Source organism: Paenibacillus sp. FSL H8-0282, from assembly GCF_037963825.1.
Taxonomy (GTDB): domain Bacteria; phylum Bacillota; class Bacilli; order Paenibacillales; family Paenibacillaceae; genus Paenibacillus_AQ; species Paenibacillus_AQ odorifer.
In genome coordinates, this window is the sequence record NZ_CP150146.1 from 3,597,592 (window position 1) to 3,611,698 (window position 14,107).

Annotated in this window: 9 protein-coding genes; all 9 read left to right on the top strand. The window is 42.1% G+C overall.

What is annotated here, in order from left to right:
- Positions 1 to 226 precede the first annotated feature (226 nt).
- The gene (locus NST94_RS15390) at positions 227 to 1,168 is read left to right on the top strand and encodes a hypothetical protein (protein ID WP_339281054.1); all 942 of its coding nucleotides are present in this window, start codon (positions 227 to 229) and stop codon (positions 1,166 to 1,168) included.
- A 108-nt stretch (positions 1,169 to 1,276) separates the two neighbouring features.
- The gene (locus tag NST94_RS15395; protein ID WP_339281055.1) at positions 1,277 to 8,074 is read left to right on the top strand and encodes a stalk domain-containing protein; all 6,798 of its coding nucleotides are present in this window, start codon (positions 1,277 to 1,279) and stop codon (positions 8,072 to 8,074) included.
- Between the two features lie 206 nt (positions 8,075 to 8,280).
- Positions 8,281 to 8,958 (top strand): response regulator transcription factor, encoded by a 678-nt coding sequence (locus NST94_RS15400; RefSeq protein ID WP_076126558.1) that lies wholly within the window; start codon positions 8,281 to 8,283, stop codon positions 8,956 to 8,958.
- Positions 8,955 to 9,962, top strand: coding sequence for a HAMP domain-containing sensor histidine kinase (locus tag NST94_RS15405; protein WP_248548653.1), 1,008 nt, complete (start codon positions 8,955 to 8,957; stop codon positions 9,960 to 9,962). Before NST94_RS15400 ends, NST94_RS15405 begins: the two co-directional genes overlap by 4 nt.
- 83 nt (positions 9,963 to 10,045) lie before the next feature.
- Positions 10,046 to 10,768, top strand: a complete 723-nt coding sequence (locus NST94_RS15410; protein ID WP_339281056.1) for an ATP-binding cassette domain-containing protein — start codon at positions 10,046 to 10,048, stop codon at positions 10,766 to 10,768.
- Positions 10,765 to 11,538: an ABC transporter permease gene (locus NST94_RS15415; protein WP_248548655.1), complete on the top strand. Its 774-nt coding sequence runs from the start codon at positions 10,765 to 10,767 to the stop codon at positions 11,536 to 11,538. Before NST94_RS15410 ends, NST94_RS15415 begins: the two co-directional genes overlap by 4 nt.
- Positions 11,535 to 12,293 (top strand): ABC transporter permease, encoded by a 759-nt coding sequence (locus tag NST94_RS15420; protein ID WP_076184881.1) that lies wholly within the window; start codon positions 11,535 to 11,537, stop codon positions 12,291 to 12,293. Before NST94_RS15415 ends, NST94_RS15420 begins: the two co-directional genes overlap by 4 nt.
- 247 nt (positions 12,294 to 12,540) lie before the next feature.
- Positions 12,541 to 13,068 (top strand): TetR/AcrR family transcriptional regulator, encoded by a 528-nt coding sequence (locus tag NST94_RS15425; RefSeq protein ID WP_339281057.1) that lies wholly within the window; start codon positions 12,541 to 12,543, stop codon positions 13,066 to 13,068.
- A gap of 155 nt (positions 13,069 to 13,223) precedes the next feature.
- The gene (locus tag NST94_RS15430) at positions 13,224 to 14,093 is read left to right on the top strand and encodes an NAD(P)-dependent oxidoreductase (RefSeq protein WP_339187119.1); all 870 of its coding nucleotides are present in this window, start codon (positions 13,224 to 13,226) and stop codon (positions 14,091 to 14,093) included.
- Positions 14,094 to 14,107: the final 14 nt, after the last annotated feature.

Genomic DNA, 14,107 nt, shown 5'->3' on the forward strand with positions numbered 1-14,107 from the left:
TAATACTGCTCATGCTAGATTAGCAGGGCGTTTTCAACCAAACGTGGTAATTTGAACATGTCAAATTTGTTCTAATTCAGTCTAAATAAGCGCTTACATTAGGGGGTGGCTAAACTTACAATAATGTCTAACCATTTAAATTTGAGAACTTCTCCTGCAACGGAGAAGAATTTCACTGTCATGGCTTTCATGCAAAGCTAGGTTGAATATTGGAGAGGAGGCTGTCATGGGGATTACAAGACGAAAACCAACAGTGATTATCTTGTTTACCGCTCTGATTGTTCTTGCTTTACTCATGTTGGGCTTAACTAACAAAAAGGTGGAACTGCCTGAAAATTGGATATTTACAGTAGATGGATACGCCGTAACAGAGGAAGAATTTCAATCTTTTGTCAAAGAGCAGAGAGCTATAACGGTAGACTATTTCTTCAGAACTTATGGGGCCCAAGTAGATGAGGGCTTCTGGACACGTCAATACGGCAAAAATCATGAAACCCCCTCTGAATACGCCAAAAATTCTGCGATGACAGCATTGCTAATGTCCAAGCAGGAGCAATTTATTGCAGACAAGCGAGGAATCGCCCCTTACCAAAGCTTTGATGAGCTTAAATCCGACATGGAAGAAGAAAATGTTAAGCGAGCTAAGATGGATGATTCAGGAGAGACTTACTATGGGTTGCCTCAGTTTGATTTATATCAATACATGCAATATTTAAGTGGCGCCCGTTGGCCGGATTTGATAGAAACCCAGGTAAAGAAAACGAAAATGAGCGACACCGAGTTACAAGTTGAGTATGCATCAAAAAGTGCGGATTATGTTCGTGTAGCTGATAAATTAACGGCTGCGTTAGCGACAGCGGGGCAGGCCAAAGAAGAAAAAGTGCTAAATCGTTTGGATATATCCAAAGAAGATACCGAGTCTCTTAAGTTCTGGGAGTCTTTAGCTGCTGCTTCTGTAGGTGAGACAGTAATCGGTAAATATATGGGTGAGGATGTCGTTGCTACATTAACCACAAAACCGGAAATCACCAAGCTTAAACTGGAAGAAGTGAAAGATTCCATTCTATACGGATCGGCGGAGTCTGACTTGCGAGCGTTAATTGCAAATACGAATGAATTGAAGATCGTGTATAACGGTAATCGATTCAGTGAGTTAGTAGTGAACTAGAATAGTTAGTTTTTAAGTTTATAAAAATCTATGTCTATTGAGACTTCCATAGATACAGATTTTTTATAAAGTATAAATTTATTAATTTCAAAGGGAGGAAATTTTGGAATGATACGATGGAAATGGATGCAAAAAGCTTTGTCGATAGTTACGGCTACAACGTTGGCATTCCCTGGTCTGTTCGGCTTAGCACCTTCATCCGAAGTGTCAGCTGCGGGAGGGAGTGAATCTTTTGACTCCGTTGTACTAGAATTGACACAAGCGGCAGGTCAAACAGGTAGGGTAAATCTTACGTATAAAGGTTCACCTTTAAGCAGTCTGGTTAAAGGACCGGTTATTGACGAGGTAAGTTATGATTCCAGCAATTCGCAACTTTTAACTGTTAATAATCAGGGGAACATTACTTTATCTAACGGTTATACATTTGCGTCGCCAGATGCTCCGGGCGTCCCGGTGACAATCACGGCCAGGGCGGGTTATTACCCTGACTCAGAAGTGTTATTCATGGAGGACTTCGAGAACAACAATGGTCCGATGACATCTATGAGCAAATTAAGCTCGTCATTCACGCTGTCCGATGCACAGTCCCGTTCTGGATTGAAAGCGATTACACCTTCGGATGATACGAATAATGAAAAGGTAGCTCAAGATGTGGCATTGCCGGCTGGCAGCAATTATAAGATGACGGCATGGTATTTTGACCCGTATCCTAATGAGGAGAAGACTGCGACGGATAGAACGCAATTTGCTATTGTAGATGGTAAAAATGCCACCTTTGCCGGGACATTCTATCAAAGTTCAGAGGCTGATGTTATTCATAACCCGACGAAATATACTTGGGCTTATGCACCATCATCAGCGGGTACAGCAGGCAACCGTTGGAAAGATAGCGGGGCTTTACGTTCCACAGGCTGGCATAAATTCGAGTGGCTTATTACACCGAATGGTGCGACGTTACAAATAGACGGAACATTAATATCCGATTCAGCGCAAAGTGATATTTATAAAGCTATGAAGAGCGGTACAACCATTCAGCCTAAAATAGCTGGAGGATGGAACAGCCAATCAGGGAATAAAGCTTATATTAAAAATAAACATCTAATTGACGATTTTTATGTTGTAAAAGATGTGGCTACAACAACAGGTATCAGAACATTAACAGTGAATTTGGTACCTCCCGGCGGATTGCCAAATTTAGAAATAATCACTCAGCCAACAGCGGCAGAAGTGAAACAAGGTGAGACAGCAACATTTAGCATTACGGCATCAGCCGCTGCTACTGCTTATCAATGGTATGTATCTGATGATGAGACTGGCTTGAGCGGGACAAAAGTCAGCGGAGCTGATAAGGCAGTATTAACACTTTCCAATGTGGACGCAGCTTCACAACAAGGCAATTTTTATTATTGCGAGGTTTCCTCGGCAGAGGGAGTTGTAGTGAAATCCCATGCTGTACCGTTGTTGATAACCACCAATACGCAGGTGAATGCACCAATTAATCCAACGCTTGACTCGGTTTCGGGTATTTATAATGGCGCTTCCAATTACGGGGATACCCTTGTAACACTGTTCAAAGACGGTGTACCTGTTGGTTATTATTTATCGAAAAATGGGGGACCCGACCAGCCTAACAATCATGAAAGGCATCATGTTCTGCCCTATGCAAGGGCACTGGGAGTGGGCAACTACACTGTTACAGCTATTGTCATAAATAATGCGGGAGATATCAGTGAAGAAGTTGCAGCATCCGGAATATTAAAGATTGAGAAATTGCCTGTACCGGCAAATGCCAGATGGAACGGCACATACGCTACATGGGATCGCGTCGCTAACGCATCTGCCTATTCGGTTCAACTCTTCAGTAATGGAGTGGCTAAAGGAAGCCCGATTGCAGCAACAAGCAATGATGCGGCTTTGTCCCCGACTTTAAATGATACATTTAAAATAAAAGCAAACGGCAACGCAACGTCACGATTCTTAGACTCCGATGAGTCAGGGGAGAGTGCACAATATTCAGCGAACATTGCGCTAATTCGCCAGAACGATACATTACGGGCAGGAGATAGAACGCGGTTAATGGTTGACACAGCTGATGTGTTCGTTGCTGATAACATCAGCTTCAGTCCGGCGGATCAAGACAAGGATAAGATTGAAGTTGATGATGCCGGATTCGTGACGGTTAAGAAAGGTTATATTCCGACAGGGAACGAAGAAGTTACTGTACATGTGAGCGTTGATTACTTCAATAAGGCTGACACTAAGTTTTACGATGGATTTGAAGGGGAGAAGAAATTTTCAAATGGTGCGAACGGATATGTTCACAGCGATGTGATGTCCCGTACCGGAGGAAAGGCCGCGACATCAAGCGGCGCCGGTCAGGTGGCGACTGTTCCAGGTACCTATAATTATGCCCCTGCAACCGGTAAGACAACAATCGTTACTGCTTGGTACTATGATGATGGCAGAGCGGCTTCCAATGACCACGCTGTCTTTGGTTTAACCCCATCATCCAATGAACATATCGCAATAAATTATGGCAATGGAGATGGCGATTGGGCCGCAAATCTGACCAATTACGCAGTCAGGCCTGGTTCATCCGGGAGATTCTATCCTGTAGATGTCCAGCGAAGCGAAGGTTGGCATAAATTTCAATGGTTCGTTACATCAACAGGAACAACCTATAAAATCGATGGACAAGACATTCAAAGGCAAACAACAGCTGGCGGAAATTTTGATACTCCAGTTAAGAACAATATTTCCAAGATCGATGCATTGCAGCTTGCTACGAACTGGGGCAACAAGCCTGGAACGGTTAAGGATATACAGAACAGGCATTTTATCGATGACGTATATGTTATCGATAGTGGAATAGCAGCCCAAACCGGAACAGCTTCTATTACGCTAAAGCTCTTGCCTAAAGAGTATAGTCACTTGGAAGACAGCACATATGTTATTGGTCTGGATGACTATAATATCACCGTAAATCCTGATTTAACGGATCTGGCTGGAGTGAAGATCGGCGCTGTAACTCTGCTGCGGGATGTGGATTATACGGTTAGCGGTAATGTATTGAAGATTAACAAAGAATCATTCACAAGAAATAATATCGTGCCGGGAAAATATACCGTTAGACTTGATCTGTATCCTGCCGAAATCACCTTCGAGTTGAACATTGTACCCCTTGAAGTCCGTGATTATTATCTCTCCAATAACGGTGACGATCATGCAGATGGACGCACACCAGCTACGGCATGGAAATCAATCTCCAAGATTAATGAATATGTATTTATGCCAGGTTCAACTATTTATCTGGATGCGAATAGCGTATGGAACGAACAAATCAGACTGCGCGGCAATGGTGAGGAAGGAAATCCGATTACACTTACAAAATATAATACGACCGACCCTAACCAACGCCCGGTAATTAATGGTGGAGGAACAGCGTCGAGCCCATCAGGCATTTCCTTAAACGGTACCATAGAGTTATATGACGTAAACTATTGGGTAGTCAGTGGAATTGAAGTAACGAACATCGGCAATGCGGCAGGTGACGGCCGCTCCGGTATCGCTGTAATGTCACGGATTTCCAAGCTGGGACAAGGTCAGTTTAATATTCAAGATTATGCTGATGCTCGTATGCAAGGAATCGTCATTCGAGATAACTATGTTCATGATGTTAATGGGCTGCACCAAGCAAATGGAGCAAGTAAGGTATCCGGCGGTATCATTATTAATGGTTATGTGGATATATTGGTTGAAGGCAACAAAACCCTTCGTTGTGATAACGAAGGTATTCGCAATAATGCCTACGGGCCAAGCAATCCTGGGACTAATAACACAGGCATTACTTGGAGTAATTCTAGCTATCCTTGGGCATCCAACGCTGTGTTTAGAAACAACTGGGTTTCTAGTTCGGTTGGAGATGGCATTGTCATGTCCGGCGGGAACAACTCCCTTGTGGAACGAAATGTGGTCACAGACAACGGTTATAGCTATTTAAGCGATAAGAGCGGCAATCTGGTTACGAACTGGGGGCCAAATAATACAACACCAACATATCTAGGTTCGCAAAACTATGCGGCTGCGTGGATTATGGCAAGTAAAGGCACCATCTTCCGCTATAATGAAGCTGTGGATAACCCTTATCATGCAAGTAATGACGGTATGGCTTGGGACATTGACAACTATTGTCAGGACAATGTGTATGAATACAATTACAGCCGAAATAACTATGGTGGTTGGTACTTACAGATGAATGCTGCCAAGGGCAATATCGTTCGCTATAATATTAGCGTGAACGACGGCCGCAGCCCCGATTTTAACAAGAGCTTTAACAGTCTAATATTGCTTGCAGGAGGTTCTTCAACCAGCGAGGAATTAAGTGGCTTATACTATAACAATGTCATCGTCACACCATTGAAGAATAGCAGTTCGTTAGTATTTGACCCGACAGCCTCCAACTTGCACATTTATTTCCAAAATAATATATTTGCCTACACTGGGGCAAACAACCAGGTTGGTCTGAAAGGCGGGGGAACATCAGCTCCATTTGCAGCCGGACGGTTTACGAACAACATTGTGTATCCGGCTAATCTTTTTGGCAGCATGAACGCAGGTGGAGGCGGATATCTAGGTGCAGGCGTAACAGCAACAGACAACCGCTATGTAACGGAAGAGGAACTGAATTCTATATTAAAAGACTATAAATCTGCGCCTGAACATTGGATTACCAACAGTGGAACAGTGGAGGCCAAGCTTGATTACAGTGCGATGAACGGGTTCCGTCTTGCGGATGGTAATAACCTGGCCTATGGTGCAGGTGCCGAGATTGTAAGCCCATATGTGGATCGGGCGAATGCTCTGCCTCATATGACGGAGAGAACAGACTTCTTCGGCAATTCACTTAGCACTCGAACGCCTTCCATCGGCGCGCACAACCCTTATGCGGTAACTTTTGATTCCAATGGGGGCAGTGAAGTTGCGGTGAAGTTCGCTGACATGGGCGGTACAATTACCGAGCCAACAGCGCCGACAAAAGATAAAACTGTTTTCGGCGGTTGGTATCAAGATAAAGGATTAAACGATGCTTGGAATTTCGATGCTGATCCTGTTACAAGGGATATTGAATTATATGCGAAATGGGCTGAAGACGCAGGTACGGCACCAACGATAATGACGAATTCGCTTGCGGATGGCAAGGTAGGACAACCTTATTCGGCAGTTCTTACCACTGATGGCGATAAGCCGATCAAATGGGCCGTTGTAGAGGGGCAATTACCATCAGGATTGAGCTTGGATGAAGATGTTGGTGTTATCTCTGGTACACCGGGTCAATGGGGTCAATTTAAGTTCAAAGTTCAAGCAAACAATGACGTTGGCAGTGACACAAAACAGTTCAATATAGTGATCACTGAAGATGTCTCAGTTGATACAGCTCCGGAGATTATCACTAAGAATTTACCAAATGGCAAAGTTGGACAACCGTATACAGTAACACTAGCGGTATATGGCAGTGAACCAATTTCTTGGAAGGTCCAGGGAGGAGACTTGCCAGTAGATTTGAACCTAGATGAAGCAACAGGCGTTATCTCGGGTACGCCTCTAGAGGCGGGATATTACGAATTCACTGTTGCAGCAACGAATGATTTTGGTAGAGATGAGCGAGAATTGAGCATCGAGATTAAAGAAGATAAGCCAGTGGATACAGCTCCGGAGATTATCACTAAGAATCTGCTAAGCGGCAACGTTGGACAACCGTATACGGTAACATTAGCGGTTTACGGCGACAAACCGATTACCTGGAAAGTGAGTGATAATTATTTACCTGCTGGGCTGAATTTAGAAGGAGCTACGGGTATTATTTCAGGCGTGCCTACTGAAGCGGGAACTTACAAATTCAATATTACGGCTTCCAATCATGCTGGCATGGATACGATAGAGTTAACTATTGTAATTACTACAAATGACAGTGGTGGCAATAATGGCAATAACAATGGCGGCAATTCAAATGGCCACAGCAGTACGCCGACTCCTTCGCCAGAGTCATCAGTAGCGGAGCGTATTGATGCTACAATCAAAGAGCAGCTGAAGAAGGGTAATTCCATTGCATTGACGATGTCAGCCGGAAAAGATGAGCTTGAGATTCAAAGCGATACGATCGGTGCGATTATTAATGCCGACAAACCGCTAATCGTTACGAATGACACCATATCTGTTAAATTGTCCGCTGAATTGTTGAAGCAGTTGAATACAGGAAAGCGGATGAAGGTTGTCATTATACCTGTAGATGAAAGAGGCGGAGCTATAGGGCGGGGATATGAATTAAAGATCTTCGTGGATGGCCGGGAAGTAACGGATTATACAGGGCTTATACCCGTAACCTTCGATCTGTCAAAAGAGAAGCTGTCGACAAACGATCTTAACATGTTATGCGGTGTTATGCTTCAATTGAACGGTAACATGGAGCGTTTAGGCGGCAACTATGAGCATGAGACAGGTAAATTTACTTTCACGGCAAAAGGACTAGGTTATATCTTCATTACAGCCAAGCCTGAACCTGTGAAATTGGAATTCATTTTAGGAAAGACAGGATATAAATTAAACGGAATAGAAATGAGTATGGACGTTGCTTCAACGGTAGTTAAAGGCAGAACGTTAGTCCCACTGCGCTTCGTTGCCGAGAGCTTAGGAGCAAACGTAAGCTGGGATAACGTAACGAAAACCGTAATGATCACCTTGAAAGGTCAGACTTTATCGATTAAGATCGGTGAACTTGCACCAGGAATGGATGTAGCAGCTGAACTTGTAAACGGTCGTACTATGCTCCCATTACGTTTCATTGCTGAGTATTTTGGTGCAAATATATTCTTCGATAATACTTCGAAATCTATTAGTATCATGAAATAGTATTCCTAAAATTAGCAGCTACGCTCGAAACCCTCTAACATGCACTGCCATGTTAGAGGGTTTTCTAGTGTGCGCCAGTCATGGACGATAACTTGGCGGTGAAAGTCCTCTATTAACGAACAATAAAATTGTCTTAACTGGAAACAATTCTTTAGATTGTGTTAATCTGTCTAATAGTGAACTCGGTTTAGAAAGAGGGAAGTTACTTGAAAAGAAACGTGTTATATATTGAAGATAATGAGAAGATCGGCAGTTGGGTAAAGGAAGAATTGGAACAACGAGGATTTTCAGTACAGTGGCTGCTTTCTGGTGAAGGAGCTGAAAAAGAAGTAAATCAGCATGAAATCGTTATTTTGGATATCATGTTACCCGGTTTAGACGGATTTACTGTGGGGAAACGATTAAAAAAGGCAGCTCCTGCTGTTCCTATTTTGCTGTTAACTGCTCGAACATCGATAGATGATAAGGTAGAAGGGTTACAATTTGCTGATGACTATTTAACGAAACCATTCCATACGGATGAACTAATTGCTAGATTAGAAGTATTAATCCGTCGAAAGGGCGGAACACATTCCGAACGCATTTCATTAGGGAATTATATTGAAGTAGATCCTGACATCCAAATGGTATTTGACAAACACACAGGAGAAGAAATTATATTGACAGGGAAACAACATCATATTTTGATGTACTTCTTACGCCACCCTAATCAAGTTTTACCAAAAGAACAAATCTATGAAGCCATCTGGGAAGAAGCTTATATCACAGGTGATAAAACATTAATGGTACATATTCATCGACTGCGTCAAAAGCTGGAACGCCATCCAGACTCCCCAGAGATTATTGAAACGTTGAAGGGAATAGGCTATCGGGTGAAACTATGAGACAGACTAAATCATTATTTCGTCGTTTTCTAAAAGGACATTTTCTATTTATCTTTTTACCTCCGATCGTACTTATTTTCTTATCTGCGTTCATTGCGTCTCCTTTTAATGAAGAAGAGCTGAATAAGTTAAATTATTTTTACATTGTACTTCTTGTGTTTGGTTTTATTATTGTCGCATTTGTGGTAATCTCTTGGATTTTCTTCTTGAGACTTCGTAAACGTCTCACCTGCTTACAGGAAGTCATGTCATTTTCAGCTAATCATAACTCATTTCCTAAACCAATAGCTGTTCAAAGTGATCGTATGGATGAAATAGACCAGTTAGGAAGTTCTTTTAATTGGATGATTCAACAGCTTGAAGACAGTCGCAAGCGAGAACATGAAGAGGAATTGTTACGACATCGACTCATCGCGAATTTATCTCACGACTTACGAACGCCGCTTACCATTTTGAGAGGACATGTCACCCGATTAAATAAAGAATCAATGAGTCTAGAAGGACAAAACTCATTATCAGAGATGAACCATACGATTACTAGAGTCGGAGATCTAATGGATGATTTACTTTCCTATACATTGCTTACATCAGGAAAACATCCTTTTGAGCCCACTGCAACAGATATTGGACGTTTAGTAAGAGCATCTGTTGCTGCGTGGTATCCTGTATTTGAAGAAAAAGAAATCCGGATCGAGGTTGATTTACCGACAGAGAAGACTTTTTATTGGGAAGCAGATCCTAAATGGATGACACGTGTTCTGGATAATTTATTTCAGAATATTCTTCGCCATGCAGCAGAGGGGAAATATGTAAACATTGTGGTTGATGTAGAAAAAGAACAGATCATTGTTGCAGACAGAGGTCCGGGGATGGATAACTCTTCCTATGAGCGTGGGGCGGGGATAGGTTTATCGACTTCAAATTATATGTTGAATAAAATGAAGCTGAAAGCTGGCTTTACATCAAATGAAAACGGCACAACAGTGGCTATTGGTAGAGCTTAACCTAAAGTTAAACCAGAAGTAAACAGCAGGATAACCGAGATGTAACTTTGCTTCTTTATAATTAGAACCATAACAGAAAGGAAGTGTTATGGTTGCTTACAATTAATAACTTAGTCAAACATCGCGGAACTGGGAAAATCTTATCAGGTATCAGTTTTAAAGCTAGACCTAGCAGAGTAACTGGTTTTCTAGGTCCAAATGGAGCAGGTAAAAGCTCTACACTTCGCATCCTGCTTGGATTAGATCGTGCTACCTCAGGGAGTGCACTAATCAATGGAAAGCCATACGCAGAATTACATAATCCTGTATCAACAGTAGGTGCCGCACTTGATGGATTCGGTGCTCATCGTATGCGAACAGGACGGGCACACTTGCGTTGGATTGCTCGTGCCGCAGGATTGTCTAACTCACGTGTCGAGGAAGTTCTGGAAATAGTAGGTCTTACTAATGCAGCCGGAAAAAGAGTTGGGAAGTATTCTCTTGGTATGGGGAGGAGACTTGGAATAGCAGCTGCGCTACTCGGTGATCCAAAAATATTGATTTTAGATGAACCCGTAAATGGGCTCGACCCAGAAGGAATTCGGTGGATTCGGACATTTTTACGTGAACGTGCTGAGTCTGGAAATACGGTGTTGTTATCCAGTCACCTAATGGGAGAGCTTGCAGAGACGGTTGATGATGTGGTGATTATTAAGCATGGAACCATCGTTGCAGATGGAACATTGGAAGAAGTAATAGGTAACCATTCCACACTGGAGGAAGCTTTTTTTGCCCTGACATCTGAAATTACAGGTGATGTTGTATGAGAGTATTTAACGCGGAACTATCTAAATTGTTCTCCTTACCGGGTATTTGGCTTGCTTTTCTCATTGGAGCGTTTGCCCCAGCACTCATTTCTGCCTTGGACAGCATAGCACAAAAAGAAGAGATTATAGCTGGAGTTAGCACGCGGCTATCGGAAGTTGGCTATATCGGGTTAGCTCTTGGTATTCAAGGCGTTATTATTCTTGGTGTGCTTGCTGTCAGCAGTGAGTATATGACAGAGAGTAGTGAATCTGGTGGAGGACAACAGATTACAACGAGTTTAACTGTTGTTTCATCCCGACATCATTTTTTATTGGCAAAAGCAGGTGCTGTGACTTTGATCAGCATACTGCTTTGTATTGTTGCTATTATGACAACTGTGTCTGCAACGCATCTTATTCTTGGTGAATATGCCCCTGCATTTGAATGGTCCAGACTTATCGGTGCCATTTGTTACTGGACATTCACTGCTCTTTTAGCACTTGGAATTACTTTTCTAACTAAGAATGGCATCCTCCCGCTTGCTGTGCTCATAATAAATTCATCCGTTGTATCATTTAGTGTCCTGTTGTATAGGGTTACAAAGTTGGCGTTTTACTTACCAGATAGGGCTGGCGCTGAAATGTTTATGTTTACGGACAACACGTCCACAGGCAGTTTATTCGAGAGGTTTCACACCCCCTTCACAGGCGGTTTAGTCATGTTTGCCTGGGTAGTCGTTGTTTTCATTGTTGCAGCTATTGTATTCCATAGGAGGGACGTTGCAGCATGAGTGTCTCATCTAGTAGAAAGATAACACAAATCCTGGGTGCTGAACTGGATAAATTAGTTACATTACCATTGATAGGGCTCACTCTTTTGGTTACATTCATTCTTAATTTAGGTTTAGCCGCAGCTTTTACTTCTGTTGATCTACAAGAGGCAGCAGGAACGCAAAATATACTGAATACAGGACTTTCTTCTATGGGATATCTACAAGCAGGGTTCATTATTCTTGGCATCTTAGCTACTTGTTCAGAGTATACAGGGGGACAGATTCGAACTACTTTAACTACGATACCTTGGCGAGGGTTCCAATTATCCACGAAGTATTTGGCCTTGGCCATTATAACCATTCCTGCGGCGTCTTTTACTACTGCATCAGGTGTGCTATATACCTTTATCATGATGAAAGACACAGCAGTAGTGATTGAAATAGACGAAATGATAAAATCATTAGCAGGTGCAACAGGCTATCTAACTTTAACCACACTTCTCAGTGCAGCTATAGGTGCATTATTAAGACGAACTACTCCTGCTTTAGTGGTACTGCTTGGCTATTACTTCATTGTCAGTCCATTGTCGAAAGATTTTCTACACAATACTAAATATTTTTTTCCGGATACAGCAGGATATTATATGTATATGCCACCTTCCTCTAATGAAATAAATGTCCTTACACCAATGGAAGGGACAGGTATTTCCCTGCTATGGACACTGATCTTTATTACAGCAGCTATTATATTTTACCGTAAACGAGATGCCTAACTCTGAACTAGCTGATTTGATCATTAAACTAGAATAATATGCAACAAACATTGATGTTTGGATAAAAGATATTTTTGAGCAATTCAATAAATAAGTATTTGCTCTTAAGAACGGACACCAATAGGAGTGTCCGTTTATTTTATAAATCTGGACTGATCAGTTCAGATATGTTATATTTCAATGACGGGAGGTGTTACTTATCGCTAGGACAAAAGAATTTAACAAAGATCAAGCGCTGCATCAAGCTATGCTGTTGTTTTGGAAAAAAGGATACGAAGCGGCTAGCATACCGGATTTACTAGAGGTGATGGGCATTAGCCGATCCAGCCTTTACGATACGTTTTCCGACAAGCAAACCTTGTATACAGATGCCCTTGAGCATTATAAAAAGGGGAATTTCAATAAGCAGGCTATTCTTGAACAGGCATCAAGCGTTAGAGATGGAATTCTTCAATTTTTTGAGTATCATATTGCTTCAGCATACGATACCAGCCTGCCGGGCGGATGTTTTGTTACGAATGTAGCTACAACATTGGAGTCGCCAGATGAAAAAATTAATGAGTTGATAAAGACTAGTTTTTTGGAATTAGAGCAAGCTTTTTGTGACCTTTTAGTAAAGGGCCAGCAACGGGGAGAAATTGATAAAACGACTGATATCAAAGCGTTGTCTTATTTATTGTTGAATTTACATCAAAGCATTAATATTATGGCCAAAGCAGATCAGAATCCGGAACGTGCAAAAGAGATGATTAGCTTTGTAATAGCAGGAATCTAATTTTTTTTAATTATTCCGGAACGATCGTTCCGGAATAATATTCCCCATATTATGAAAGTGATAATTGAAGAGTATATGTTAGACTATATTTTTTGATTATTTCGGAACGATCATTCCGTTATTGAGAAACCCATCAAAATAAGGAGAGGTGTCTAATGAAAGTATCGTTTATTGGGCTTGGAAATATGGGGCTCCCAATGGCCCAAAATCTATTGAAAGCGGGTTATGAATTAGTCATCTTTAATCGGACCCCTGAAAAAGTTGAACCCTTAATGAAACAGGGAGCACGATATGCCAAAACACCGCTAGAGGCAGTGAAAGAAAGCAATCTTGTAATTACCATGCTTTCTGATGATGCTGCTTTGAAGGAGGTCGTCGAGGGACCAGATGGTGTTCTGAATGGATTGTCGGAAAATGGAATTCACATCTCTGCCAGTACAATCAGCGTAGATCTGGCTCGAAAATTATCCGTCTCGCATGCGGAGCGAAAGCAACACTTTGTGTCTGCCACGGTGATGGGGCGCCCAGATGCCGCTAAAGAAGCTAAATTGCGTATTATTTTAGCTGGTCCGGAACAAGCAAGACAACGGGTACTTCCTGTTTTAACAGCATTGGGTCAAGAGATAGTAGAGATTGGGGATCACGGCGAAGAAGGGAACGTTGTGAAAATTGGCGTTAACTTTCTAATTGCTTCAATGCTGGAAGCTTTGTCGGAAGTGCAGCTAATGGTAGAAAAGCACGGTATTGATTCGTCCCAATTTATGAATGTCGTGAATGCTCTTTTTCAATCTCCAATATATCAGAACTATGGAGCGATCATGAGCGAACAACGCTTTGAACCGGCCGGTTTTAAAATGAAGCTTGGGTTAAAAGATGTTGCATTGGCTATTGAGGCAGCGAAGTCCGTTCAAACTCCTCTACCTTTAGGTCAGCTTATCCACCATCACTTGTCTGAAGGAATTGCCAATGGTTATGGTGAGTTGGATTGGACGGCTTTAATCCGTTGTCTTGAGCATTCTTCTTAAAAAATTGGGTTGCA